Source organism: Pseudoalteromonas sp. S554 (genome assembly GCF_005930865.1).
In the GTDB taxonomy this organism is placed as follows: Bacteria; Pseudomonadota; Gammaproteobacteria; order Enterobacterales; family Alteromonadaceae; genus Pseudoalteromonas; species Pseudoalteromonas marina.
This window is the reverse complement of record NZ_PNDV01000028.1, coordinates 17,376-43,711: the sequence shown is the minus strand read 5'-3', so window position 1 is coordinate 43,711 and position 26,336 is coordinate 17,376. Positions and strand designations below refer to the sequence as shown.

The 26,336-nt window shown below is 42.0% G+C and carries 24 protein-coding genes and 2 pseudogenes; 15 read left to right on the top strand and 11 right to left on the bottom strand.

What is annotated here, in order from left to right; genetic code table 11:
• Positions 1-114: 114 nt before the first annotated feature.
• Both ppnP and tkt read right to left on the bottom strand, forming a co-directional pair.
• Positions 115-429, bottom strand: coding sequence for a pyrimidine/purine nucleoside phosphorylase (gene ppnP, locus CWB65_RS06905; protein WP_138740245.1), 315 nt, complete (start codon positions 427-429; stop codon positions 115-117).
• Between the two features lie 184 nt (positions 430-613).
• Entirely contained in the window at positions 614-2,605 is a 1,992-nt protein-coding gene (gene tkt / locus CWB65_RS06900; RefSeq protein ID WP_006791944.1) for a transketolase, read from the bottom strand.
• A gap of 305 nt (positions 2,606-2,910) precedes the next feature.
• Between tkt and metK the strand changes: the two genes are divergently transcribed.
• From metK to serA, 5 genes are all read left to right on the top strand, one after another.
• Positions 2,911-4,062, top strand: coding sequence for a methionine adenosyltransferase (gene metK, locus CWB65_RS06895; protein ID WP_006791943.1), 1,152 nt, complete (start codon positions 2,911-2,913; stop codon positions 4,060-4,062).
• A gap of 163 nt (positions 4,063-4,225) precedes the next feature.
• Positions 4,226-4,774, top strand: a complete 549-nt coding sequence (locus CWB65_RS06890) for a hypothetical protein (RefSeq protein WP_138740244.1) — start codon at positions 4,226-4,228, stop codon at positions 4,772-4,774.
• 20 nt (positions 4,775-4,794) lie between these two features.
• The gene (locus tag CWB65_RS06885) at positions 4,795-5,391 is read left to right on the top strand and encodes a 5-formyltetrahydrofolate cyclo-ligase (RefSeq protein WP_138740243.1); all 597 of its coding nucleotides are present in this window, start codon (positions 4,795-4,797) and stop codon (positions 5,389-5,391) included.
• A gap of 53 nt (positions 5,392-5,444) precedes the next feature.
• Positions 5,445-6,098 (top strand): ribose-5-phosphate isomerase RpiA, encoded by a 654-nt coding sequence (rpiA, locus tag CWB65_RS06880; RefSeq protein ID WP_006791940.1) that lies wholly within the window; start codon positions 5,445-5,447, stop codon positions 6,096-6,098.
• 9 nt (positions 6,099-6,107) lie between these two features.
• The gene (serA, locus tag CWB65_RS06875; protein WP_138740242.1) at positions 6,108-7,337 is read left to right on the top strand and encodes a phosphoglycerate dehydrogenase; all 1,230 of its coding nucleotides are present in this window, start codon (positions 6,108-6,110) and stop codon (positions 7,335-7,337) included.
• Positions 7,338-7,413: 76 nt separating this feature from the next.
• On the opposite strand, the gene CWB65_RS06870 is transcribed toward serA, so the two are convergent.
• Together CWB65_RS06870 and radA are read right to left on the bottom strand one after the other, a co-directional pair.
• Positions 7,414-8,346, bottom strand: coding sequence for an aq_1923 C-terminal domain (locus CWB65_RS06870; protein WP_058428470.1), 933 nt, complete (start codon positions 8,344-8,346; stop codon positions 7,414-7,416).
• A gap of 74 nt (positions 8,347-8,420) precedes the next feature.
• Complete coding sequence (radA, locus tag CWB65_RS06865; RefSeq protein ID WP_008130364.1) at positions 8,421-9,806, bottom strand: DNA repair protein RadA; 1,386 nt, start codon at positions 9,804-9,806, stop codon at positions 8,421-8,423.
• A gap of 359 nt (positions 9,807-10,165) precedes the next feature.
• Here radA and CWB65_RS06860 point away from each other — a divergent pair, with 359 nt between their 5' ends.
• On the top strand, positions 10,166-12,643 hold the full coding sequence (locus CWB65_RS06860) for a PilZ domain-containing protein (protein ID WP_138740241.1): 2,478 nt from the start codon (positions 10,166-10,168) through the stop codon (positions 12,641-12,643).
• A 25-nt stretch (positions 12,644-12,668) separates the two neighbouring features.
• Here CWB65_RS06860 and serB read toward each other — a convergent pair whose 3' ends face one another.
• A complete protein-coding gene (serB, locus tag CWB65_RS06855) occupies positions 12,669-13,688 on the bottom strand; it encodes a phosphoserine phosphatase SerB (RefSeq protein ID WP_138740240.1) in 1,020 nt (339 codons plus the stop codon).
• 148 nt (positions 13,689-13,836) lie between these two features.
• Here serB and CWB65_RS06850 point away from each other — a divergent pair, with 148 nt between their 5' ends.
• Complete coding sequence (locus CWB65_RS06850; protein ID WP_006791934.1) at positions 13,837-14,457, top strand: AhpA/YtjB family protein; 621 nt, start codon at positions 13,837-13,839, stop codon at positions 14,455-14,457.
• On the opposite strand, the gene CWB65_RS06845 is transcribed toward CWB65_RS06850, so the two are convergent.
• The 5 genes from CWB65_RS06845 to CWB65_RS06825 form a co-directional block, all read right to left on the bottom strand.
• Positions 14,424-15,191 (bottom strand): TatD family hydrolase, encoded by a 768-nt coding sequence (locus tag CWB65_RS06845; protein ID WP_138740239.1) that lies wholly within the window; start codon positions 15,189-15,191, stop codon positions 14,424-14,426. The genes CWB65_RS06850 and CWB65_RS06845 overlap by 34 nt on opposite strands.
• A gap of 21 nt (positions 15,192-15,212) precedes the next feature.
• A complete protein-coding gene (gene pdxH / locus CWB65_RS06840; RefSeq protein ID WP_008130371.1) occupies positions 15,213-15,851 on the bottom strand; it encodes a pyridoxamine 5'-phosphate oxidase in 639 nt (212 codons plus the stop codon).
• A gap of 270 nt (positions 15,852-16,121) precedes the next feature.
• On the bottom strand, positions 16,122-17,864 hold the full coding sequence (gene argS, locus CWB65_RS06835; RefSeq protein ID WP_138740238.1) for an arginine--tRNA ligase: 1,743 nt from the start codon (positions 17,862-17,864) through the stop codon (positions 16,122-16,124).
• Positions 17,865-17,926: 62 nt separating this feature from the next.
• Positions 17,927-19,516 carry a peptide chain release factor 3 gene (prfC, locus tag CWB65_RS06830; protein ID WP_138740237.1) on the bottom strand — a complete coding sequence of 530 codons (1,590 nt, stop codon included), beginning with the start codon at positions 19,514-19,516 and terminating at the stop codon, positions 17,927-17,929.
• A 256-nt stretch (positions 19,517-19,772) separates the two neighbouring features.
• A complete protein-coding gene (locus tag CWB65_RS06825; RefSeq protein WP_000854920.1) occupies positions 19,773-20,420 on the bottom strand; it encodes a LexA family protein in 648 nt (215 codons plus the stop codon).
• Positions 20,421-20,537: 117 nt separating this feature from the next.
• Between CWB65_RS06825 and CWB65_RS06820 the strand changes: the two genes are divergently transcribed.
• From CWB65_RS06820 to eexS, 7 genes are read left to right on the top strand one after another with little or no spacing between them, the layout of a single operon-like run.
• Complete coding sequence (locus tag CWB65_RS06820) at positions 20,538-20,789, top strand: helix-turn-helix domain-containing protein (RefSeq protein ID WP_024015942.1); 252 nt, start codon at positions 20,538-20,540, stop codon at positions 20,787-20,789.
• A gap of 55 nt (positions 20,790-20,844) precedes the next feature.
• Positions 20,845-21,714, top strand: a complete 870-nt coding sequence (locus CWB65_RS06815) for a hypothetical protein (RefSeq protein WP_064663599.1) — start codon at positions 20,845-20,847, stop codon at positions 21,712-21,714.
• A complete protein-coding gene (locus CWB65_RS06810) occupies positions 21,701-22,363 on the top strand; it encodes a DUF6475 domain-containing protein (protein ID WP_064663598.1) in 663 nt (220 codons plus the stop codon). Before CWB65_RS06815 ends, CWB65_RS06810 begins: the two co-directional genes overlap by 14 nt.
• A complete protein-coding gene (locus CWB65_RS06805) occupies positions 22,350-22,898 on the top strand; it encodes a lytic transglycosylase domain-containing protein (protein WP_064663597.1) in 549 nt (182 codons plus the stop codon). The genes CWB65_RS06810 and CWB65_RS06805 overlap by 14 nt, the downstream gene beginning before the upstream one ends.
• Entirely contained in the window at positions 22,895-23,194 is a 300-nt protein-coding gene (locus tag CWB65_RS06800; protein ID WP_008843241.1) for a flagellar transcriptional regulator FlhD, read from the top strand. Before CWB65_RS06805 ends, CWB65_RS06800 begins: the two co-directional genes overlap by 4 nt.
• Positions 23,191-23,724 carry a FlhC family transcriptional regulator gene (locus CWB65_RS06795; RefSeq protein WP_000566753.1) on the top strand — a complete coding sequence of 178 codons (534 nt, stop codon included), beginning with the start codon at positions 23,191-23,193 and terminating at the stop codon, positions 23,722-23,724. The genes CWB65_RS06800 and CWB65_RS06795 overlap by 4 nt, the downstream gene beginning before the upstream one ends.
• A gap of 57 nt (positions 23,725-23,781) precedes the next feature.
• A complete protein-coding gene (gene eexS / locus CWB65_RS06790) occupies positions 23,782-24,213 on the top strand; it encodes an entry exclusion protein EexS (protein ID WP_007105462.1) in 432 nt (143 codons plus the stop codon).
• A 32-nt stretch (positions 24,214-24,245) separates the two neighbouring features.
• On the opposite strand, the pseudogene CWB65_RS06785 reads toward eexS, so the two are convergent.
• Positions 24,246-25,649 (bottom strand): annotated as a pseudogene (locus CWB65_RS06785) (conjugal transfer protein TraG N-terminal domain-containing protein); the annotation flags it as partial.
• Between CWB65_RS06785 and prfC (CWB65_RS06780) the strand changes: the two are divergent.
• Positions 25,648-26,193, top strand: a pseudogene (gene prfC / locus CWB65_RS06780) (peptide chain release factor 3); the annotation flags it as partial. The pseudogenes CWB65_RS06785 and prfC (CWB65_RS06780) overlap by 2 nt on opposite strands.
• Positions 26,194-26,336 lie beyond the last annotated feature (143 nt).

The following is a 26,336-nucleotide window of genomic DNA, read 5'->3' as shown; positions in this document are numbered from 1 at the left end:
AAGAGAGATATTTGAGGTTTATTTGCGGTTTTTGGTGATTTAAATCATGTGTTGCGCAAAGTTTATGCAAAGCCCATAAATCATGGGCTTTCAGACGTCTAGCTGTGCTAGCTATTAATCTGTGTACGAGCAACAGTAGTCGGCAAAATCACTTACTTTTACTTTAAAGCTTACGTTAGCGTCTACATTAAATGACTCGCCCGCATTAAATGTTTTCCACTCACTCTCGCCTGGTAATAAAATATCCCACTGGCCACCTAAAAGCTCCATGAGTTCTTTTTTACTGGTATCGAATACAAACTCACCCGGCTGCATAAAGCCTAATGTTTTGGTAGTTCCATCGCTAAATACAACCGTACGGCTTGACACTTTACCGTCAAAATACACGTTGGCCTTTTTAACTACGCTTACATTTTCAAACTGAGACATTTTAGCTCCTGCTATTAATTTAAAGATCTTTATTTATAAATTTTATCGCACTACCTTGCCTGATAGCTTACTTTCTTGCAAGAAAAGCAGTAACGCTTAAGATGAAGTTGTTTCATATATGGGCATAAAAAAACCCGCACATTGGCGGGTTTTTAAGTTACTTAACTTATTTAATCAAAAACGATTAAAAAAGTGCGTTTGCTTTGTTTACGATGTTTTCAACCGTAAAGCCAAAGTGCTCAAACAACTCGTTAGCTGGTGCAGACTCACCAAAAGTGGTCATACCGACTACAGCACCATTTAGGCCTACATACTTGTACCAATAATCAGCAATACCTGCTTCAATCGCTACGCGACGAGAAACGCTTGCTGGTAATACGCTTTCTTTGTACTCAGGCGATTGATCTTCGAATGCATCAGTACATGGCATAGATACAACACGTACCTTTTTACCTTGGCTGCGTAATTCAGTAGCTGAATCTTGTGCTAATTGCACCTCAGAACCGGTTGCAATAATAATTAGCTCTGGGTTGCCGTCACAGCTAAGGATGTAACCACCCTTTTTGACGTCGCTTAGCTGTTGTGCGTCACGCGCCTGTTGCTCAAGACCTTGGCGTGTGAATATTAACGATGTAGGACCGTCTTTACGTTCAATAGCTTGTTGCCATGCAATTGCTGACTCAACTTGGTCACACGGGCGCCAGTTATAAAGGTTAGGCGTTAAACGCATGCTGGCAATTTGCTCTACTGGTTGGTGAGTTGGACCATCTTCACCTAAACCAATTGAATCGTGCGTGTATACAAAAATGCTTGGTTGCTTCATTAATGCAGCCATACGAACCGCATTGCGTGCGTATTCCATAAACATTAAGAACGTTGCACCGTAAGGAATAAAGCCTTTATGAAGTGCAATGCCGTTCATAATTGCCGACATACCAAACTCACGCACACCGTAGTAAACGTAGTTACCACTTGCATCGTCCGCTGTTAGGCCTTTAGAGCCTTCCCAAATTGTTAAGTTTGAACCTGCTAAATCGGCAGAGCCACCCATAAATTCAGGTAATAATGGACCAAATGCATTTAATGCATTTTGTGACGCTTTACGAGATGCTGGATTTGCCGGGTTTGCTTGTAACTGCTCAATATACGCTTGTGACTTTTCAGCCCAGTCGGCAGGTAAATCTGAATTTGTACGGCGTTTGTACTCAGCTGCAAGCTCTGGGAATGCTTTTGCATAGGCTGCAAACTTTTCGTCCCAGCTTGATTCAAGCTCTTGGCCTTTAGCTTTTCCATCCCACTGTGCGTAAATGTCTTCAGGGATTTCAAATGCATCACCCGTCCAACCTAAAAACTCACGCGATGCTTTAATTTCGTCATCGCCAAGTGGTGCACCGTGACAGTCGTGGCTACCCGATTTATTCGGTGAACCGTAACCAATAATTGTTTTACAACAAATTAGTGTTGGTTTATCAGTCACGCTTTTTGCTTCGCTAATTGCAGCACTTACTGCATCGCTATCGTGGCCATCAACGTCACTAATTACGTGCCAGCCGTACGCTTTAAAACGTGCTGGTGTGTCATCGCTAAACCAACCTTCAACTTCACCATCAATAGAAATGCCGTTGTCATCCCAAAAAGCAACCAGCTTGCCTAGGCCTAATGTGCCGGCAAGCGAACAGGCTTCATGCGAAATGCCTTCCATTAAACAACCGTCGCCCATGAATGCATAGGTATGGTGATCAACAATGTCGTGACCTTCACGGTTAAATTGTGCCGCAAGCGCTTTTTCAGCAATTGCCATGCCTACCGCATTTGTGATCCCTTGGCCTAGTGGGCCCGTAGTGGTCTCGATACCTGGCGCATAACCGTATTCTGGGTGGCCTGGTGTTTTAGAGTGCATTTGACGGAAGTTTTTAATTTCGTCCAACGGTAAATCATAACCACTTAAGTGCAATAAAGAATAGATAAGCATTGAACCGTGGCCGTTTGACAGTATAAATCGATCTCGGTCTGCCCACTCTGGATTTGATGGATTATGTTTTAGATAATCGCGCCATAATACTTCTGCGATATCAGCCATGCCCATAGGGGCTCCAGGGTGACCAGATTTGGCCTTTTGTACTGCGTCCATTGACAAGACGCGAATAGCATTTGCAAGTTCTTTGCGAGATGGCATGAATTCTCCTACCTTATATATGTATTTGCGCGGGTATTTATGTGTTCGTTTATGTACTCAAGTTACAAGAGCACTTTTATTGCGACCATTCTTACTTATTGTGGGGTCTGTGTGCAATTAAAAACCCTATAAAAATGAGGTATTATGAATATTTTTTAAGACCATAATGTCATAACTAATTTAATTTAGACGTCTAGGCGTAAAAACACTATGCAAGGTGTTTCGTTTTAGATAAAATACGCCCCTTAATTTTTTAGCGCTAATACCGACGTTTGTGAAGCGCAATATTTGTGAGCATAATTACAATGGCAAAACATTTATTTACTTCTGAATCTGTTTCTGAAGGTCATCCGGATAAAATCGCCGACCAAATCTCTGATGCGGTTCTTGATGCTATCCTAGAGCAAGACTCTCATGCCCGCGTTGCGTGCGAAACATACGTGAAAACTGGTATGGTTATGGTTGGTGGTGAAATCACTACTAGCGCATGGGTTGATATAGAAGAAATTACGCGTAAAACAGTACGTGAAATTGGCTACACTCACTCAGACATGGGTTTTGATGCTGACTCGTGTGCAATTTTAAACACCATTGGTAAACAGTCTCCAGACATTAACCAAGGTGTTGACCGTACTAGCCCAGAAGAACAAGGCGCTGGTGACCAAGGCTTAATGTTTGGTTACGCATGTAACGAAACTGAAGTGTTAATGCCTGCACCTATTACGTATTCTCACCGTTTAGTTCAACGTCAAGCACAAGTACGTAAAAGCGGCGAGCTTAACTGGTTACGCCCAGATGCAAAATCTCAAGTTACTTTTGCATACGAAAACGGTAAGCCAGTAGGTATTGATGCGGTTGTTCTGTCAACTCAGCACAGCGAAGACATCTCTCAAAACGATTTAGTAGAAGCTGTGATGGAAACCATCATCAAGCCAGTACTTCCTGCTGAACTAATCACAAGCGCAACTAAGTTTTTTATTAACCCAACAGGCCGATTTGTAATTGGTGGTCCAATGGGTGACTGTGGTTTAACAGGACGTAAAATCATTGTTGATACATACGGTGGTATGGCACGTCACGGTGGTGGTGCTTTCTCTGGTAAAGATCCATCAAAAGTTGACCGCTCAGCTGCATACGCTGCACGTTACGTGGCTAAAAACGTAGTGGCTGCTGGCCTTGCTGATAAGTGTGAATTACAAGTATCTTACGCAATAGGTGTTGCTGAGCCAACCTCTATCAGTGTTGAAACCTTTGGTACTGGTAAATTAGAAGAAGCACGTTTAATCGAATTAATTCGTGAACATTTTGACCTACGCCCTTACGGCTTAATTCAAATGCTTGATTTAGAGCGCCCTATCTACCTTCCTACTGCAGCTTACGGCCACTTTGGCCGTGACGAATTCCCATGGGAACGCACAGATAAAGCTGACGCACTTCGCGCAGCAGCGGGTCTTTAAGACTAAAGCAAAAAAACGGCCCTTTTAAGGGCCTTTTTTATAGCTAGCAATTATGTAACGCAACGCTAATTTATAGTTTAAAAAATAACTATTAATTGGTCCTCGAACTTTTTTATACTTTAGGTATATACTCATTTAATTATAAAGCTTTAGGGATATTTAAATGACCGATAACTTTCGCGTTATGTTTGCTGGACTCGCTGATAACGTTGACTCAAACACAGCGTGTACAACACTGGCGGCAAAACTAAAAATCTCAGAAGAAAAAGTAGCCTTATTTTTTAAAGGTAAGCCTTTATTTGCGCCTAGCGATAAAAACAAAGCATTAAAACAAGCTAAGCTACTTGTTGGAATGGGTATTAAAAGTAAACTTCAAGCTGTATCGACAAATACTGAAAAAACCACTCAAACGGTAAGTGGTAGCCAGCGAGATGAGCGTATTTTTGACGCATTAGACTACATAACTAGCAGTTTAATCAGGCTAGAAGAAAAACTCGAAGACCTCGAGCAGCGCTTACCTGAAAACCAAACAAAAACCCCTGAAGTAGATGAAGACGAATGGCAAGACGAAGAGCTATTACTGGACGAGGAGCTAATAACTCAGCCTAAAAAACGCAGTAATGCATTGCTTTATTCGTTAATAGCTACGGTTGTTACGTTGCTTATTATACTTGCGGTGTACTTGGCGTTTCCTGCTTTATTTGCTTTTTAATTAGTTGGTAAGTTTGAAAAATGAGCGATTCACGCGCCCAAATAAGAAAATCTATTCGCGAATTACGTAATAATTTGTCTAATGAACAGCAAAATTTAGCATCTCAATCTTTAAGTATGAATTTTATTCAATACTTAAAAACAAAAAAAACAGCTAAAAATCAACATATCGCCATTTATTTAAGTAACGACGGAGAGCTTGATACCTCCTTGTTAATTAAAGAATTATGGAACTTAAATCACGTTATTTACCTACCAGTAATACACCCATTTAATGGCGCCACTTTGCTGTTTCAGCGCTATGAGAAAAACTCACCCATGAAGGCAAATTGCTATGGTATCTTTGAACCTAAGCTAAATTGCAGTCAAATATGCCCTTTACCCGAGCTGGACTACTTACTTATGCCATTAGTTGCATTTGATAATCAAGGTAATCGCTTAGGAATGGGAGGTGGGTTTTACGATAGAACACTGGCTCGTTTACACGATGAAAACTGGCAAAAACCACGACTTATAGGCCTTGCACATGAGTGCCAAAAAGTTGATGTATTGCCAATAGAGTCTTGGGATGTACCGCTTAAAACCATAATAACACCGAACAATAATTACTGCTGGTGATGTGATTATTCGCATACTTACAGCACACGTTTGACATACATGAGCACAAAATAATGACACAAGACGAATTAAAAAAAGCAGCAGCATGGGCTGCACTCGAGTTTGTAAAAGAAAACACGATAGTAGGTGTAGGCACAGGCTCAACCGTTAATCACTTTATTGATGCCCTTGGCACAGTTAAAGACACTTTAGTAGGTGCTGTATCAAGCTCTGAAGCTTCTACAGCGCGTTTAAAAGAGCTCGGTATTGAAGTATTTGAGCTAAACGATATCGATGTACTCGATGTTTACATCGACGGCGCTGATGAAATTAACGCTCAAAATGAAATGATTAAAGGCGGTGGTGCTGCACTTACCCGTGAAAAAATTGTGGCTGCAGTTGCTAAGCAGTTTGTGTGTATTGTTGATGACACCAAACTAGTGGACACATTGGGGGAATTTCCGCTTCCAGTTGAAGTTATTCCAATGGCGCGCAGCTACGTAGCACGTGAGTTATTAAAGTTAGGCGGCGACCCAGTCTACCGCCAAGGTGTGGTTACCGATAACGGCAACGTTATTTTAGACGTATATAATTTAAATATTACCAATGCTAAGCAACTTGAGACAGATATAAATCAAATTGTTGGCGTAGTTACCAATGGCCTATTTGCGATGCGTGGTGCTGATAAAGTAATTATCGGCACTAAAAATGGGCCTCAAATTAAATAGGATGAGGTTATGAGTAAGGTATCGTTAGCAAAAGACAAAATTAAAATTCTCTTGCTTGAAGGTGTGCACCAAAGCGCAGTTGAAACGCTAAAACGAAATGGTTACAGCAATATAGACTACGTTAAAACATCGCTACCTGAAGACGAGCTTAAAGAACGTATTAAAGACGCTCACTTTGTAGGTCTGCGTTCTCGTACTCATATTAACGAAGCTGTTTTAGATGCTGCAGAGAAGCTGATTGCCATTGGTTGTTTTTGTATTGGCACAAACCAGGTTGACTTAAGTAACGCTCGCCAGCGCGGTATTGCTGTATTTAATGCGCCATTTTCAAATACACGCTCTGTTGCAGAGCTAGTACTTGGTGAAATACTGCTTTTACTTCGCGGTATACCTGAGCGAAATGCTGCAGCTCACCGTGGTGAGTGGCTAAAAACAGCAACGGGTTCATTTGAAGCACGTGGTAAAACGTTGGGTATTATTGGCTATGGCCACATTGGTACTCAGCTAGGTATTATGGCTGAAAACATAGGTATGAACGTCGAGTTTTACGACATTGAAGATAAGCTAACACTGGGTAATGCAAAACAAGTTCATAACTTGACTCAGCTACTTCAGCGCTCTGATGTAATTAGTTTGCATGTGCCAGAAACACCACAGACCAAAAACTTAATCGGTTCGGCAGAGCTTGCGGTAATGAAACAAGGCGCTATTTTAATTAACGCCTCTCGCGGCACCGTTGTTGATATTGATGCCCTTGCAGAATCACTTAACGAGAAAAAGCTAAGTGGTGCAGCAATTGACGTGTTCCCTGTTGAACCTAAATCTAACGATGAAAAGTTTGTATCGCCACTACGCGACTTCGATAACGTTATTTTAACGCCGCATATTGGTGGCTCAACTCAAGAAGCTCAAGAAAATATTGGTATTGAAGTGGCAGGTAAATTGGCTAAATATTCAGATAACGGCTCTACAATTACCGCCGTTAACTTCCCTGAGGTATCACTGCCAGAGCTTGCTAACCGTAGTCGCTTATTACATGTTCACCACAACCGTCCAGGTGTGTTAACGCAAATTAACCAAGCGTTTGCGCAGCACGGTATCAATATAGCGGCTCAGTACTTACAAACTGATGAAGCAATTGGTTATGTGGTTATTGACGTTGATACCGACCACTCTGAAGTAGCGCTAAAAGAGCTAAGTGCAGTTGAAGGAACAATTAGAGCGCGTATTCTTCACTAAACATTATCTATAATAAAAGCCGCATTTGATTAAACAAGTGCGGCTTTTTAAATTATGATTTAACGACTTATAGTGATTAGTCGCCTTTAACTTCTAAATTTATAAACTTAACCAGTTCCTCTGGCTTACCAGCTAGCATCATTAATTGCTGGTTAACTTCCATCATAGTTTGGCCTTCAGGCAATTTTGCTGAAACAGTTAACGAATTTAAACCGCTGGCAAAGCTGGTTAACGCATTCGCTATTTCTTCAGTTACAGGCGCTTGCTCTAACTGCTGGGCTAACATTGCTTGCATTTGCTCAATAGTCATACCTTGCTTTGAAAGCTCACTTTCTAATAACTCTTTAAGTTTACCTTGATTATTTATAACAAAGCTTGCGTTACGGGGTTCAAGCTTGCTCATTGCTTGCATCATACGTGTTTGTTGTTGCAGTTGCTGCTCATAAGTTAATGGGGTATCACCCGCTTGCTTTTGTTCTTTGCTCATCGCAAGCGACGTATCCATGAGCGGTTTAGAATTAGCTAGTCCTATGTCCATATTAAAACTGATCACATCTTTAGCATTGAGCTTTACAACCATATCGCTTTCACCAGACTCTTCATTATAATCTAAAGATGAATGCAGATTGTAACTTGCTGATGCTAATATAGCATTTGTGTCAGCAGGCAGTGTGGCAATAAAGTCTTTACTGAGTGTCAGATTTTTTACATCAAGCGATGTATGCGGCGAAATTTTATCGGTTTCGTAGCCTTTAACTTCAATACTTTGAACGTTGGCTACACTCTCGCCCTCAGGGCTTATTACTTCCATACTTGTAATTTCAACACTTTTTGAAATAACACTTGCAGATAAGCCAGCATATTTAAATGTTGCACCCGTTTGCTCACTCACCATGGCCAGCTGCTTGTCTACTTCAGCACGAACCTCTTGGGTAGCAACATAGTTAGCGTAGCTAACGCCGCCAACACCTGCTGCAATAATCGCTGCGGCTATAATTAATTTTTTCATATTATTTCCTTATTCTATTTTTATAAAAATTGTATTAACCCAAGAGTAACATTGCATACCAGTCGCTGTAAGCGTTAATTAATCAGGCTCAATAACTCATGTACCGTTTTTACTGGAGTTATTTTAGCGCCTAGGCCTTCCATTGATTTATGGTAGTTACGAAACGGGATAAATATTTCTGTAAAACCATGCTGTGCAGCTTCTTTAACTCGTGGTACGCCGCTGTCTATTGGTCGCACATCACCGTTTAAACTCAACTCCCCCATAATACAAGTGGTTCGAGGCACAACAAATTCGTTCAAGCTACTTAGTAACGCAGTAACAAGGGCTAAATCTATACAGGTTTCTGATTCATCAATTTTTAAACCACCCACAATATTAAAAAAGGTATCGTGAAATATTTTTGTTTTTGTATGTTTACGTAAAATACCTGTGAGCATTTTTATGCGGTTCATATTTAAACCGACACAAACACGCTGTGGAAATTCAGCCTCGGTTTCTGTTGTTAAACATTGTATTTCAAGCAATAGATTCCGATTACCTTTACGGATACAGGTAATAGACGACCCCGGGGATTCAGTCGTCGAGCCCGATAAAAATATCTCACTCGGGTTGTCTACGCTTAACATTCCACGTTCACACATTTTAAAAATACCCACAGTATCAATGTCACCAAAGCGGTTTTTATTGGCACGTAGGGTACGTATTTGTCCATCATTGGTGTCTATGTGTAATAGCGCATCAACAATATGCACCAAGGTTTGCGGGCCTGCAATTTCGTTATTTTTATTCACGTGAGCAATAATAAACATGGTCACATCATTCTGCTTACAATATTGAGTTAATGCTTGAGCGGCACTTTTAACTTGCGAAGGAGAGCCTGGACTGCCATTTGCAGTATCTGTAACAACGGCTTGAATGGAGTCGATGACTGCAAACTTTATTTTATTTTTATCAAGCTCTTCAATAATAGTCTCAACGCTGGTTTCTGAAAGCAAATAAAGCTCATCGGCGTTATAGTCTAACTTTAAGCGGTTAACACGATTTTTAAACTGCGACAAAGACTCCTCAGCGGTACAGTAAAGAGACGGCATACGCTTTGACATTCTTGCTACCAAGTCAGATAAAAGCGTTGTTTTACCCGCCCCCGGATCGCCCGAAATAATATTTACAGAACCCGTAGTAACACCACCGCTTAAAACACGGTCAAGCTCGCCTATTTCTGTGAGTTGCTTTTCAGCTTCAACGGTTGCTATGTCATTAATTTTTTTAGAACCACCACCAATACCTCCGGCATAACCGCCAACACTTGAGCGCGCTGTTGCTTTCTTACTTTGTCCTGCTGAAGGTTTAAATTCAGCTAACGTGTTCCACGCACCGCAACGACACTGCCCCTGCCAACGTTGATAGTTCATGCCACACTCTGTACAAACAAACTCTACTTTTGCCGCTTTAGCCATTAATAACCTTATTTATTAATCATTGAATTTAAAAATGCGTACTGTCTTGTTGTTATTTTGCCATTTCATCTATTTACATAGCAACATAGCTTGCCTGTACAAATTTCTTAAGCCACAATCATTACCTAATTAACTGTTTTACCTTTATATATCTTAGGGCACAGTTTTTGCTTTAAAATTGAATAAAAGTAACTTGCCAATAAAATGGCACATAACACATAATAACAAAAACTAAATGGTAGTTGCTCTAAAAATCGTACCTATATTAACAACATAGCACGCTTTACGTTTATTGAATTTCTAATAAATGGATTTAATAGTATACCTACTTTTTCAAAGAGACGGTGATGGTTTTATAAATGGCTGATGACATCATGCTCAAACACGAGTCCCTCGTTAATGAGCTAAAACAATATTTAGGCAACGCCAAGTTTGACCTAATTTTTAAATCAAAAACAGCAGAGCTTACGAAGCCTGAACAGTTTTTAATTAAAATGGAAATGTCGCGCCTTTCTCAGCCTGTCGAGCGCTTTATTGATCTACGCGGTTTAGTTACAGGACAAGTAAAACCTTACGAACATAATGGTAAACAGCACTTTATGGATGAAACGGCCATTGAAGTGTTTGAAAGCGCATTAAAACAGCATGGTAAATACACACTTGCTGTTTACGAAGCGGTTATGAATACGGAAAATAACCACCGCGTAATGCAAAAAGAAGCCGCCGAAAAAGGGAATAAACAAGAGCAAGAAGATTTACTAAATACTAATGTTATTAAATTTGCATCTTACGAAAGCCGTGCAGAAGAAAGAATGAATTATTCAATAAAAGTTACTATTGAATATAACGATAAGAAAAATATTAAAGCAAGTACCTCTGATATTTCTTTGAGCGGCTGTAAAATAAAGCTGGCAAAGCGAAACATAATCAGAAAAGGCCAACTAATAGCAATGCGTTTGGTGGGTCTAGAGCAAGACTTTGAACTGGGTTTAAAAAATGGCATTCAATATGAAGTAGTTGCCGTTGAGAATATCTCACGTGAATTTAATCATATTCGTTTAAAGCGAACTTACGTTGAAAATAATGAAGCCTTTGATAACTTTTTAGAAAGCTTTATTCACGGAAATAAACGCCGCTACAAAGTTAATTTAGATAACACACTCGATGCGGTTGTATCAAAAGGTTATGAGCAATATTACATACCTCGTGTTACTTCATTGTATGTGTTTTTAAGTAAAAAAGACGATCAGTATTATCCTAGTTTAAGCCTAACAACCGAAAATAATATTTTTATTCAGCGCTACTTTACCGATGAAAGAAGTGTACCTTGCTTATACAACGTGCTTAACCATAAACGGGTCAGTGGGTTATTAACACAACCAACAGCGGTTAAAGAAGATTACCTGTATACCTTTACACATGTGTCCTCTGGTAAAGTTTATTTTTACTCTGCAACACGAACCGAACTTAATAAAAACCCAAAACTTCGTGATTTATTCTTGGGATTTGGTAGCCAAAAAGAAAGCTGGCAGTGTTTTAAAATTCAAATAATGCCAAGTCATCCTGATGATGCTTACATACCACTTTCACTGCCAAATTCTGCGGGCAGTAATATTGAAAAACTCAATAAGCCGCCCTCCCCACGTGTTGAAGGACTAGTAAAAGACGTAAAATATATTGTTGTACTAACTAGTGTAGGTAATAGCGTTGAGCAATTGCGTTATAAACAAATAACTTACGATAAAGCTTTGGTCAATCAGCTTAAACTTTTTGGGCATGCCAAACATAAAACGGCTCCCTATTTAGACATTGTTGCGCTTGAGTATGTAAATTTACGCTCGCATAAACGCTATTTATACAAAACCGACGTTAAATTACACATAAATGATACGGTATTAAGTGGACATACGCGCGATTTTTCAGTTATGGGACTGCAGCTAGAGTGCGATCAGCCTGTTAACTTTAAAAAAGGCGATATCGTCTTTTTAACATTTCCTGAGTTGCAAAAAATAACTAAAAAACATAAATTGGGCGAGCTCAAGTATGAAGTTATGGCCATTAGTAAATCACTGACCACCGTTAGTTTAAAAGCAAATAGAGTGGCTGATTTACCTCATGCAGGCGTTAGCTTTTTTACGCAGTTAATTGAAAATAACAAAAATAAATTAAAAGTAAGCGAAGAAGCGCCTAAAATAGAAGGGCTTTCAACCGCATTAAGAAACATGGTCACTAAAAGTGTTTGCCAATTCCCGCTGTATTTACACAAAGAAGCGGCACATTTTAAAGTGGGTGCAATTGGTTATGGTTTATATTCAAGCCCGCTGCATGTACTTTTACAAAACTTTGGTCTACTTAGCAATAAAACCGACGTGTCGAGTATAATAACTAACGAGCAAATTTTAAATGTGATCACTCCAAATATAAAAGATCGCAGCAGACAAGATCCGCCACTTGCGTTTACACTGGCAATCAATTTTGATCCCCGACAAGATAAAGTCACCGAAGCTATTCAAAGCCAGTGTATATTAGGTGAAGATTACAGCAGCTTTAATGAACAAATTAGCAAGGGGATTAAGTCTCAAATTATATTTGTTATGCGACTATATATTTCACGTACTGGTCGCCCAGATACAGATTACCTATCCAACGAGCTTAGCTATGTGAGTCAATACGCGTTACATAAAGCTAAAGAGTTGGAAGAAGCTTTATGGTCGGTAACAGGTGTGGGTGATGTGGTTGATATTACAGAAGAAGCTTTAAGTCATTTTGAGTTAGATCAACAAAAGGTTGACCAAATGGGCCGTCGTAAACTGCTTTGGTTAAACCGCTCTCGCTAAGCGGTTTAACGCTAATATGCCATCGTTATTTTTTGTTTAACGGAATAGCGAGCATATAAAGTAACTGTAATAACGAACCGTTACAAATAGCCGCTTGCGCTTGCTCAACTACTTTTGGTTTACCGTGAATAGCAACCCCAAGTCCAGCCTTTGCCATCATAACGAGATCATTTGCACCATCGCCAATCGCCACTGTTTGTATTTTTTCAAGTCCGAGCTTAGCCTGCAAAGACTCTAAAATAATTGCCTTTTGCTGTGCATCTACAATAGTACCTAACACTTTACCTGTTAGCTTATCGTCTTCGAATTCAAGCACATTTGCATGTACTTCGTCTAAATCAATAAGCTGCTGAACACGCTCTGCAAATGGTACAAAACCACCAGAGGCAATAGCTAAATACCAATTGTGATGTTTTAATACTTGGCACAAAGCTTTTATGCCTGGCATAAGTGGTAAGGTACTTTTTAACTCATCCATAAGGCTTTTTTCAATACCTTTAAGCTTAGCTACTCGTTGATTTAAGCTTTCACTAAAATCAAGTTTACCCGCCATGGCAAGTGCAGTTACGGATGCTACATCATCATAAACATTTGCTAAGCGCGCTATTTCATCGATGCATTCAATAGTAATCGCTGTTGAATCCATATCCATCACTAACAAACCCGGCTCGTAAAGGTTAGGCGGTGTATTAATTTGTACTAATTGGCACTCTAGTGTTTCTGAAAACGCTTTAAGCGTTAATGGATTAATAGATTGCGTTGTATTTTGAGTATAAAAACACAGTGCTGGAGATAAGCCCAAATCAGGCTGGTATTGGCATAATGCTGTGACCGTTTGCCCGTGGTGAGCTAAAAACTGAATAAACGTATCTATACTTGTCGCATTAAAGTCACCTGCAAATGCAATACTAAACAACCCTTCTTGTGTATTTGGAACACCATCAAATAGTGTAAAAATCCCGTTGTTATGAGCAAACCATTGGTTGAGCGTTAACATTGACAATGATTGCTGAGAAGTAAGCTGTGCCATGCTGATTTGCGACATGCGATCTCCGTGTTTATTTTTATTCCACTGATATAAAACGAATTGAAGCGGTAATATGAATGCTAAATTCGCCATCGGGGTTAATTTAAGGTTATAGTAGTAGTTGTAACATCAAATCAAAATTCTGTCAGTAGCATATACGGTGACTATGAAAAATAACCATCTTAAAAATCCAATATCGGCATCACAAAAGAAACGACTTTTACGGTTATTATTAGCTGCTGGCTGTTTTGTATTGCTTAGTTGGGTAGGTGTAAATAGTAGCTTTCAAAGCCATCAGTTATTATATGATAGCGCCGACAACACAGCACAAAGCTTAACTCAATTTATGGCTTTAAATGTTAAAACACCACTGATAGAAAAAAACAAACCTCAGTTAAACACTATTTGTAACGACATAGCTAAAGACGAATTTGTACTGTCGGCTACCATTTATGATCATCAGGGGATTTTAGTCGCCAGCAGTGATAATTGGCAGTCACACCATATTTTAGGTCAACTTCCAGAATCGACTCCAGGAATAAGTAAACTTAAAACACCATTTGTTGAACCCGTTATAAGCGATGATGATCGCCCTCTAGGGTTTGTTTCGGTAACCTATTTAACACGAGCTGCTATTTCAGACAGCCACAGCCATTTTCATGATTTGGGTCGTCAGGTTTTATTAATGCTAGTTATTGCATGTATTTTTACATGGCAATTGGGGCGTGGCTTAAAGCGTTGGCAAGTAAACCGCTATATACGAAAAACCTCAGAGCAAGAGTCGTAGAGCATTTTAGATAGCACCTCTTTATCGCTACTTTGTTTTAAACTACACAGAGCGTTGAACACATTAGGGATATGAAGCGGCGTATTAATCTCACCTTGATGACCATTTAGTGGCATTGAGGGCGAATCGGTTTCGAGCACTAAGTGCTGAGGTTCAATTTGAGTAATTACATTACGGGTTTTAGCTGCGCGCTCGTAAGTTATAACCCCACCCACGCCTAATTTAAAACCCTGTTTAATATAATACTGTGCTTGCTGTAGTGACCCCGAAAACGCATGTATCACCCCACCATATTTTGGCTTACAGCGTTTAAACGATTGCGCAATTAAATCATGACTTTGCCGATGGTGGACAATAAGCGGCAAATTTAGCTCATTAGCAATTTTTATTTGCTGCTCAAACAATCTCGTTTGCTTTGCAAGGTCTTCGATACTTCTATCAAGCCCACACTCACCTATAGCTATTAAATGATGCTTATTTGCAACCCCGAACTCAAAAAGTGCTTCTATGTGCGATTCTTTATGTTGATCTAAAAAGTAAGGATGTAACCCTGCAGCTATTTTTATACTTGGAAAAGTAGCTTTGAGTTTGATAAGAGTATGCGATTGGGCGAGCGTAATACCCGGTACAACAAACTGATTGACTCCCTTTGCTATACACTCGTTTATGAGCGATTCACGAATTGAATCAAACTCGCTAAAGTCGAGATGGCAATGAGAGTCAATAAATTGCACGGTTACTTAATCATCACTTTATTAAGGGTTTAAGCGTGTAACTTGCCAGCTGTTATCTGCTTGGCGCTGGTACATAAAACGGTCATGTAAGCGGTGTGCACCACCCTGCCAAAACTCAATTTTAGCAGGCACAACACAGTAACCGCCCCAAAAATCAGGCAATGGAATTTCACCTTTAGCAAACTTGCTTTTCATATTAGCAAAGGTTTCCATAAGTACTTTTCGCGACGACACTGGCCTGCTTTGTTGCGACGCCCATGCTGCTAATTGGCTTTCTTTAGGACGCGATAAAAAGTATTTTGCCACGGCTGATGTAGGTAATGGTTTTGCCTCGCCGTATACAATCACTTGGCGCTCCATATGGTGCCACGGAAAGTGCAGCGATATTTTGTTATTGCCTTTTAGCTCTTGTGCTTTACGTGAGCCGGTATTAGTAAAAAATACAAACCCGTTATCGTCTAAATGTTTTAACAATACAATACGCTGTGAAGGTTGCCCGGTTTCATCAACCGTAGCGACCACCATGGCCGTTGGGTCTGGGATATTACTGCCCACAGCATGCTCAAGCCACGTTTCAAATTGTTTGAATGGATCATCTTGCAAGTTATCTTCGCTTAGCGCGTCTTGCAGGTATTCACGGCGGATGTCTTCGAGTTTCATAAACAAATCCTTCTCTGTTTATTAAAGCGTATGTGGGTACGTAAGATCAGGCAATTAATCGTTATAAGAGCAAAAATAAAAGTGTTTTGTTTAATGCTGGGTTTCGTTTCACTCAACCCAACCTACAATGTAAAACATTACATCTGCAAGTGTAGGAGTGCTAGCAAGGCGGTAAAACTATTTATGCCAAGGAGCATACATTTAGTATGTGACTTAGGCTAAATAGTTTTACCAACGCAGCTAAAGCGAACTACACGAAGCAGAAGGTGATTACATTTGCTCCATGACTTCAATGCCTAACAAATCCAATCCTGTTTTTAGCGTATCTGCCACTAAATTACACAACACTAAACGGCTGTCACGTACGCTTGGCTCTACGCCTTCTTTGAGTACTGGGCATGCTTCGTAGAACGTCATGTATAGGCTAGCAAGCTCGTACAAGTACCCACATAATACGTGTGGAGTAGCCTCTGAGATCATTAAATCAAGCACTTCTTCAAGCTGCAGTAGTTTAAGCGCGAGTGCTTTTTCTTGCGGCTCGGCTATGGCTACATCAGCATTTAGCGTAGCGGCATCGACACCTGATTTACGGAAAATACTGCGTACACGGGTATAAGCATATTGTAAGTAAGGTGCTGTCGCGCCTTCAAAGCTTAACATGCTGTCCCAGTTGAATATGTAATCGCTGGTACGATGTTTAGAAAGATCAGCATATTTAACGGCGCCAATACCTACTTTACGGGCAATTTCGCTACGTTCATGATCCGATAAATCAGATTCACGCTCAGCTAGTTTTGTTGCTGCACGACTAATCGACTCTTCAAGCAAGTCGGCAAGCTTAACAGTACCACCAGTACGGGTTTTAAATGGTTTACCATCGGCGCCCATCATGGTACCAAACGGGCAAAACTCGTAGCTTGTTTCATCACGTAAAAGACCAGCTTTACGTGCTGTAAGCTCTACCTGATTAAAGTGAAGGCTTTGGCGCGCATCAACAAATATTAAAATACGCTCAGCACCCAATTTATTTGAGCGGTAATCACACGCGGCTAAATCGGTGGTTGCATACAAAAAGCCGCCGCCAGATTTTTGCACGATAAACGCCGATGGCTCACCGTCTTTATTTGCAAGTTCATCTAAAAACACAACCTGTGCGCCTTGCGACTCTACAGCTATATTTTTATCTTTTAATAAGCTAATAATGTCGTTAAGCTCACTGTTATAAGCACTTTCAGCCATAATGTCAGCTTGAGTAAGCGTTACATTTAAGCGTTTGTAAACTTCTTCAGAGTGTTTAACTGAGGTCGCTATAAATAGCTTCCATAGCTTTTCACAGTGCGCGTCGCCGCCTTGTAGTTTAACAACGTAATCACGGGCTTTATCGGCAAAGCCTTCTTCATCGTCAAAACGTTTTTTAGCATCGCGGTAAAACGTTTCTAAATCAGCAAGCGCTACCGACTCTAAGTCTACGCCTTGGCTAATTTGATCTTCTAAATGCGCAATCAGCATACCAAACTGTGTGCCCCAATCGCCCATGTGGTTTTGACGAATGACTTTGTCGCCTCTAAATTCAAGCGCACGTACAATGGCATCACCAATAATGGTTGAACGCAAATGGCCTACGTGCATTTCTTTTGCAAGGTTAGGTGATGAGTAATCTACCACGACAGTTTGCGGATTTGCGTGCTCGTTTACGGCAAGCTTTGCATCGCTGTTAGCCGCTTCTACGCTTTTGGCTAAAAACTCAGGCTTTAAATGAATATTAATAAAACCAGGGCCGGCAATTTCAGTTTTTTCTGCAATGTCGGTTACATCTAGGTTATCAATAATTTTTTGCGCAAGCTCACGTGGGTTGCTTTTCATTTTTTTAGCGGCGCCCATTGCACCATTAATTTGGTAGTCACCAAATTGTGGGCGTGTGCTTTGTGTAACCGCTGGGTTTGTGTCTTCTGGTAGGCCTGCTGCGGTCATGGCGGCAATGGCTTTTTCCACTAAAATAGTACGAATGTTCATTATATTATTTACCTTTGTAAGCCCGCCATAGCAGGCTTTCAGTTTACTTTAGTCAGTCAATTCTAGTTTTCGCGAGTATGGTTAAAGGTTACCTCAGGGTAACGCTCTGTCGATAAATTAAGGTTTACACGGCTCGGTGCTATGTAAGTTAGGTTATCGCCACCATCAAGTGCTAAGTTGCTTTCGCACTTACGTTTAAACTCTTCAAACTTTTTAACGTCAGTTGAGCTTACCCAGCGCGCTGTATTTACGTTTACACCTTCGTAAATTGCATCTACGTTGTACTCAGCTTTTAAGCGCGCTACAACTACGTCAAACTGTAGTACACCTACCGCGCCTACAATTAAGTCGTTATTAATGAGCGGTCTAAATACTTGTACCGCACCTTCTTCAGAAAGCTGTACTAAGCCTTTTAATAGCTGCTTTTGTTTAAGCGGATCACGCAAACGAATACGACGAAATAGTTCAGGCGCAAAGTTAGGAATACCGCTAAACTTAAGCTTTTCGCCTTGCGTAAAGGTATCACCAATTTGGATTGTACCGTGGTTATGTAGGCCTATAATATCGCCTGCGAATGCATCTGCTGCACGCTCACGATCGCCTGCCATAAAGGTTACTGCATCTGAAATACTCACCTGCTTACCAAGGCGTACATGATTCATCTTCATGCCTTGACTGTATTTACCCGACACAATACGCATAAATGCAATACGGTCACGGTGTTTTGGATCCATGTTAGCCTGTATTTTAAATACAAAACCAGTAAAGTTCTCTTCTGTTGCGATTACTTGGCGGTCTTCTGTTTCACGCGGTAGCGGCGTTGGCGCCCACTGTGTTAAACCATCAAGTACATGGTCTACACCAAAGTTACCAAGGGCGGTACCAAAGTACACTGGCGAAAGTTCACCCGCTAAAAATAGTTCAAGGTCAAATTCGTTTGAAGCCCCTATAACAAGCTCAAGCTCTTCACGTAATTGCTCAGCGAGCTCTTCACCAATGGCGGTATCAAGCTCAGGGTTATCAAGGCCTTTTACTGTACGTACTTCTTGAATAGTATGACCTTGGCCTGTTTTGTATAAAACAGCTTCGTCGTTATGAATGTGGTAAACACCTTTAAACTCTTTACCACAACCAATTGGCCACGTAATAGGCGCACAGGCAATATTGAGCTCTGTTTCTACTTCATCAAGTAGTTCCATTGGGTCACGAATATCACGGTCACACTTATTCATAAAGGTCACAATAGGCGTAGTACGTAGGCGCGTAACTTCCATTAGCTTACGGGTACGTTCTTCTACACCTTTTGCGGCATCAATAACCATTAAGCACGAATCTACCGCAGTCAGTGTACGGTACGTATCTTCTGAGAAGTCTTCGTGTCCAGGGGTATCAAGTAAATTAACCAGCGCATTGTTATACGGAAACTGCATTACAGAGGTAGTAACCGATATACCACGCTCTTTTTCCATTTCCATCCAGTCAGACTTTGCATGCTGATTAGAGCCACGGCCTTTTACCGTTCCGGCTTTTTGAATCGCTTGTCCGAACAAAAGTACTTTTTCGGTGATGGTGGTTTTACCTGCATCCGGGTGAGAGATAATAGCAAAGGTCCTTCGCTTATTGATTTCATTGAGAAAATCTTGGTTTGCCATGTATAAATTCTTTTAGTTTGTACACGGATTTGTACACACTTTTGGAAGTACTCTCTTTTCAGTTCTTCGCTTGTCAAATCCGTCGTGTTAATCGTAATTGGCCGCTATTTTCGCTGATCTTGACTTTATAAACAATCAATGGTTATCTAATCGGTTACCATTTACTCTCAGCGTGCGCCAATGCTCAGTTGTAGCTGTTTGCAATCGTTGCTTCTTCAGCTCATGAACAACTGTGGCTAAACCACAAATTCCTTCGCTACCAAAAATCGATGATAGCTTGTCGTACTACACCGATGATGGTGCAGTTGCCGTTGATCGGTATTGCCGGGTATTGCGGGTTCAAAGGTTTTAGGTACTTCTGTTCACCATCAATAACCAACTGCTTAAAGGTTGCTTCTTTCGAATCATCCAAACGCGCAACAACCAATGAACCTGAAGAGTAAGGTAACTCAGGATCAACAACGATCACTGCTCCCTCAGGTATGGATTTTTTTCCGCTTGGATTTTCCATACTGTCGCCTTTTACGCGAAGTGCGAAACAACCCTCATGTGCTTTCCCAGTGACTTCACGCCACTCTTCAGCATCTTCATGGGCAAATCCCTCCGCTATTTCAGTCCAATCACCGGCCTGAACCCAGTTAATGAGAGGAATTCTTCCCTTAATATCAGGCCCGACTTCTACATTACCGACCCCCAAGCCAATCTCGCCATCACCTGTGGCGAGCCAATGAGCATTCACGCGAAGCGCCTCCGCGATCTGCATGGTGTAACGAGACCTAGCCGATTTACCAGAGCAAATCTGGCTGATCGACTGCTGTTTGATACCAATGCGACGAGCCAACTCAGACTGAGTTACCCCAGTAAGCTGCAAGGCATGGTTTAGTCGTTCGGATAAAGTTTTCATAAGCCCGCATTCTACAAATAAAACTGTAGTCTTTCAACAATTTTAACTGTTGACTTATCTACAGTTTAAACTGTAACATTCAATCTTGTAACAGTTATTATTGTAACAGGAGACGGTATGGAAGTGTTCAAAACGACACAAAAACATCTCCGCCGTGCCATTGACTTGGTCGGCGGGCAATCAGCATTAGCAAGAGCCATCAACTCAAAACAGCAAAACGTCTGGTTTTGGTTGAATAAATCAGGGCGTGTTCCCGCTGAATTCGTTTTACCCATCGAACAAGCTACGCAAGGACAGGTAACCCGATCTCAGTTAAGACCGGACATCTATCCCGAATGCCCAAGCGAGCTGAAAGCCAGTAACCAGTAGGATTAAGGGCAAATAATGGTCAGCATTTTACGTAAACACAAAAGCGAGTTCCTCCATGCGTGATTATGGCAAGGTCTATACCCGCTTTTGGCTAAAGCAAAATGTTTTGTCCTGGAGTGACTCAGCGAAGTTGCTAGGACTGTATTTGCTTACATGCCCGCATTGTAATTTGCTTGGCTGCTTTCGACTGCCGATTGGTTACGTTGCTTCTGACTTGAACTGGGATGAGCAACAGGTTGCCAAGACGTTAAGTGAGTTAGAACAAGATCAGTTCCTGATTCGTTGCGAGGCATCTGGTTGGACTTTGATTCGAAGCTTTCTGAAGCACAACCCAATCGAAAACCCAAACCAAGGTAAGGCAGCCTTTCGGTTGCTTAAAGATGTACCTGCCGACTTCATTGGTATGGCATCGCTTTTGAAATCTCTTGCCGCTTTTCAAGCTCGGCTACCAGAAGAATTTTCATCATTGTTTATGCCTGATGGCAACCCGGTAAGGGACTCTCAACGGTCGGATGACTCTGAGAGAAGCAATAAACCAACAGTTAAAACTGTTGACCAGATACAGTTTGAAGACTTCTGGGATGTACAAATACGCAAAGAAAAAAAAGCGAAAGCCAAAGAAGAATGGCTACGCATGGGCCTCAATGAAGACCATGAACTCGCCTTGGAAGTGCTAACACGCTGGAAAGAGCAACGAGACAACCGATTACAGTATCAAGATCGGACTAAGACCCCTATGCCACATAACTGGCTTTTAAACCGGCAATGGGAAGACGAGTACGTTCGCATTGATGAAGTACAGCAATCATCGACGAGCCTAAAGGGCAGCAATCACCAATTGAATATTGAAGAAAGCAATCGCCGCATTGCTGAAAGCTGGGCCGGACCAGGTATTCGGGAGGTTCGTTCAAGTGCAGGAGGTTGATAAACGCGAGTTTGCTGAAGTTTGGGGAGCTGCTTGGGCCATGTATGGCAAAAGCGTATCACCACAATTGCTATCCATCGCATTTGAAGCCCTTCGTGCTTATAGCATTGAAGAAGTGCGAATCGGTCTGACTCGGCATATTCAATCACCGGATACTGGGCAATTTTTTCCAAAGCCCGCTGACGTCATCAAGCATATCGATGGCAACTCGGGTTCAAGAGCCATGATTGCTTGGAACAAAGTTGACAAGGCTGTTCGTCAGGTTGGCGCTTGGACATCCGTGATGTTTGACGATGCGCTTATCCACCGCGTTATTTCAGACATGGGGGGATGGGTTGAACTCTGCAAGGTAGATGATAGGGAATACTCCTTTAAGCAAAAAGAGTTTTTAACACGCTACCAGGCTTACTTGCTACGGGACGAAGTGGGTGAATACCCAAGGCTATTACAAGGTATTGCAGACCATCAGAACCAGCAAAAAGGATTTGATATGCAAGCGCCGGTTGCCGTGGGCGACTGGTCAAAAGCAGCACAAGTTTATACAAGAGGCATCGCCGACTTTAGCGCAGTGCCTTTAAAAAGAATAAGCCCGAAAGCCATTCAGGCGCTTCTCGGAAATCAATTAGAGGACAAAAATGAAAACGATTAAAGCAAAAACCATTGCCCTAGTGATAGCCATGTCCGCAAGCACTTCAGTCTATGCGTTTCCGGGCTATCAGTGGGAAAAAGCAGCACAAAGCGTTGGTATTGATCCAGTCATGCTCTACGCCGTTGCCTTGGCTGAGTCGGCCTCACATCGTGGTCTCAACATGACCAGTCCATGGCCATACGCAATTCGCAATGGCTCAAACGCAACCTACGCCAAATCTAAGACAGAAGCAGAGCAACTGTTAAACCAGGCACTGCAAGAGACTGAAAAATATCAGCTCGATATTGGCCTTATGCAAATCAATTTGCATTGGTATGGGCATCGGGTGAGCTCAGCAGCGGAACTGCTAGACCCCATCACCAACCTTACGGTCGGCTCAAGTATTTTGGCCGAAGCAATTAAGTCTTCACCAAATGATTTAGAGCTTGGCATAGGCCGCTATCACAGCTGGAACGAAGAGCGTGCACGCTGGTATGGGCAAAGAGTGCTTTCTATTTATCGCAATATTTTACATGAACTGGAGGTCCGTCAATGACAACCAATCAACAAGACTTCTATCAATTAAATTTGGCATACCTACACGCAGCACGGGAATTGGCGCGAATTGATCCGCAAGAGGCCGTCTTGCGCTTTGGACTTACACGCGACGTGGTTGATGCTCTGATTAATGCTGGTGTTGACGACCTGCAACGAGTGGCGACCTCATCATTCATGCTGTTTCAACCAAGGGGTAACCAAAGCCAACTGATTGAGATGGTGAAGAGCAAAGGCACAGGTATCCCAAGAATCGCTTATTTATTATCAACCCTAAACAACAAGGGGGATTCATGATTGATAACCTGTCCAAAAGTGAGCTATTTACCCGAGCCTCGCTGCTTATTAAATACGGATTTCGAACAACCATCATCGCGCTCGATACAGGTTTGCCAATCCACATTATCAGAAGGCTCCACAAAGAAGTGACTGGCAAGTCACCTTGTCCTGGTCAATTGCCAGAATCTGATGCCATCGTTAAAAGTAGAAGAGCCTTAGTTGAAGGCTCTCTGCTGATGGCGCTTTATGTCAATATTGGTGGTGACAATGTCTACAAGCAATTAAATATTGATGCTTTGATGAAGGCTTACGATGCGTACTTGGTTGCAAGAGAAGAAGCAGATCTTCCAGCTGAGATCCCATGGAAAAAACTAACCATCAATGAAGGTTGGGTTCTAGCTCGTGATTTAAGATCACAGCTTGCATCCTTACACCGGTGTCGGTGCGGCAGTCTGTATTTGACGGTATCACAACAGCGCATTCAGCTTAAATGTCCTGTGTGTGAGATTATGGCCGAGCAAACCACTAGAGCACTTTTTGAGAACTAACATGCTGATGCATGATTTGATTGTGCACCGCCCGTGCACTTTGAGAGTACTAAGAAGATGACAAACTTACTTAAATCTTTACCAGCACGCTGCTGGTTTATATCTCTGGGGCTTTTTCTGGCGACTTTGGCTGCGGCTCATTTTTTTCCATCAGAAATATTAACAGCATTTGCCAAGTTAGCGGCTTTGCCATTTCTGATTTGCACCATCGTTTTTTTCAGCTACTTGGGATTCAAAGCGACCTGTAATCCCATCGGACTTATAGCCATCATCACTCTGCTTGTAGCAATCGCATATTGGCAAGCGAGTTGGACAATTGTTGGATTGGGACTCTTTTTCTTAGCTATTTGTACTGGAATTAGATTCTTGAGCAGCCAAGTTAAAGATTCGGGTAGAACTTTGAGCATTGAAGAAAAATGGTATTGGTATAAGCTCCATTCGTTTTTTGATGGCTTTTATCCAAGGTATCCCAAAAAACCAAAAAAGTAGCCAGCCTACCACAAGCTGGCTACCTTCTATTTTCAGTTCCTTCCTGATGCCTGGTTATAGGCCCTAATATCAATCAAGTTGTTCTGAGCATAATCTCCCGCAAGGGAAGCATTTGAGATCACCGCTATCTGCTTATCCACAAATGCTTTATCTTCTTCAGACACACTGTCAGGGATGTAAGCGCCACTCTCATCCTTTTGACGATACTCATTTAGCATTTGCTCCCTTAGACCAAGCATTTCAGGCGACCAACTCGATGAGTCTTCAGAGTTGAATACGCGCCCTGCCAAACCTTCATTGAAAGCTTGAGCGAACACTTGACTTTGAATCGGGGTCAATCCCATTCTCTGCCCTTCGCTGTATGCTTCCTGTTTAAAATCATCGGCGTACTGTTCTAAGAACTCACCGTATCGATTGTTAACTGCCGCACCGAATGCCCCAGCCAACATGGCTTCAGACTTAGTGCCCCAGTTAACTTCGGAGGCATACTGCGAACTCGATCCACTGTATGCATCATTAAACGCCGTCAATGGATTTTCCAAAGAGGTTCCGGCATCAACGGCGGCTTTTAAGCCATCCCAGGTTGATTTGCTGGCCACCGTAGCGTTGTGCAAGAAACCTCGTGAGCCAGGATCTTCAAGCGCTTGTTCTTTGTAACTCTCATAGTCTTCGCCAAAGTGATTCAAGGTATGCAGTGCTGCATCAGTATGCTTGCCACTGAAATCACCAATAGCACTGGCGCTGTTGAAGAACATTTCAGCACCAGAAACTCCGCTATCATCAGCCATAATGCGTGATCGCCATTGAGATCCAGCTTCACTGTTTAGTCCAGATTGATAGGTACTTGTGTCAGTAGCTACGGCCTGCTGAGCTTGCTGCTGATGCGCATTCAACTGTCCATCTATACCAGACAGATTGGTTTGGTAAGCCGATTGAGCTGCGTTGAACTGAGTTTGAACTGTTGCTGCATCCTCGTAGCCGCCCAATACACCCGATTCAACTTGGCTTTGAGTACCACCAAAAGTAGGTGCAGTTGATGACAAGCCTTCATTTGAGCGCGGCTGAATTGATCGTAAATCGGCTCCGGTAGCCATGGCCATAACAGTCATTGCTGCTTGATAATCATTGTCCCGTTCAGCGGGCGTTGAAGAATTGCTATAGGTTAAAGACTCCATAGCTGCGGCCACATACGCCTGATTATCATCAGGTAGCAAGCGCTGATACATTGGAAGGTTTTCACGTAATCGGTTACCTGCTTCAACATGCTGGTTCATATAGCGACCTAAATAATCCATGACGTCAGGATTATCCGCTGCTAATCGAGTTAACGTCGCACCATCCGTGTTCCTTTATCCTGATAGACTGTAGCTGGCCTGATCAAGCTCACTAAAGCGGTTTGATGCCGTGATAACGTCTTGTGCTGAACTCTGAAGTGTTGCCGGTGATCGTGAGCACGTAGATGAAGCGTGGCCGGGCGATATTATTGGTTTGCATAACCACGGGACGATTCAAATTGGGGATACGTTCACATGGGGCGATGAATTCAAATTCACCGGTATTCCAAACTTTGCGCCTGAGTTATTCCGCCGTATTCGTTTAAAAGATCCGTTGAAGCAGAAGCAATTATTGAAGGGTTTGGTGCAGCTTTCAGAAGAAGGTGCGGTACAGGTGTTCCGCCCGTTGGCTTCAAACGATTTAATTGTGGGTGCCGTGGGTATGCTGCAGTTTGATGTGGTTGTGCACCGCTTGCGCGCCGAGTACAAAGTAGAAGCGCTGTACGAAAATATTCAGGTTGCCACCGCGCGCTGGGTATATTGCGATGACGCCAAGAAATTCGAAGAGTTTCAACGCAAAGCGCAACACAACCTCTCCATCGACGGCGGTAATGCACTAGCCTACATAGCGCCCACCATGGCGAATTTATCGCTCACGCAAGAACGCTTCCCGGAGATTACGTTTACGCACACCAAGGAAGTTTAGAAGATGGGGTCGTTGTCCCTGTTCTCTGGCACCTTTTTGAAGATGGGGTCGTTGTCTGTGTTCTCTGGCTCCTTTTCAACATCAGTTGAGGGACACACAACGCAGACAACGACCTTTACTTTTCTAAAGCATAACACTTGGTT